This window comes from Pontitalea aquivivens, from assembly GCF_046507575.1.
Lineage (GTDB): Bacteria > Pseudomonadota > Alphaproteobacteria > Rhodobacterales > Rhodobacteraceae > Pontitalea > Pontitalea aquivivens.
Window position 1 is genome coordinate 1 of the sequence record NZ_JBKFEY010000106.1, and the last position, 802, is coordinate 802.

1 protein-coding gene is annotated in these 802 nt (G+C 62.1%); it reads left to right on the forward strand.

Annotation, left to right across the window (positions count from 1 at the left end; translation table 11 throughout):
- Positions 1-56: 56 nt before the first annotated feature.
- A partial coding sequence (locus tag ACK8OU_RS20370; protein WP_410305146.1) for a CaiB/BaiF CoA transferase family protein occupies positions 57-802 on the forward strand: 746 nt, incomplete at its 3' end.

Genomic DNA, 802 nt, shown 5'->3' on the forward strand with positions numbered 1-802 from the left:
ACGAGGCGCCGAAGTCGTCAAAGCCGAAACTGCATCTGCCCTGCGCCGGAGTGCGCGTGATCGAGATCGGGCAGTACACGACGGCGCCACTGGCGGCCCGGCACCTTTCGTCGCTGGGCGCGGAAGTGATCAAGATCGAGCCGCCAGACGGCGAGGGCTCACGGGCCTGGCCGCCGCACCAGTCCGGAACAGGCTATTTCTTTGCCTTGAGCAACAGCGGCAAGCGAAGCCTGAAGCTCGATCTGCGGGATCCTGCCGACAAGGAACTTTTTTGCGAGCTGCTGGAGCGGTCGGATGTGCTTCTGGAGAACATGAAGCCCGGATCGTTGGCCAGGCTAGGGTTCTCCACTGCCCGACTGCAGTCGATCAATCCCCGCCTCGTGTATTGCGGCATATCGGGTTTCGGGTTCGACTCGAAGCTCCCCGGCCGCGGGGCATTCGATACTGTTGTTCAGGCGATGTCCGGAATCATGGACCAGACGCGCGTGGGCGACATTCCCATGAAGCTTGGTATCTCCGCGGGCGACATCACGGGCGGCCTGTTCGCGTTTTTCTCAATCCTTGTCATGTTGAGAGAGCGCGCGCGAAGCGGGCTGGGACAGAACATCGATCTTGCCATGCAGGATGTCGCGATATGGACGACGCAGACGAACTGGAACGGGGAAACGCCGGACCCATGCGTCCTCGTCAAAACAGAAGAGGGCTATGTCGCCGTAGAGGCGGGTACGGGCGCCCTGGATGCGGTGCTTGACGGAAGCCGCCTGTCGTCACGCGAGGCGATGATTGCTGCTCTGTCCCAGGC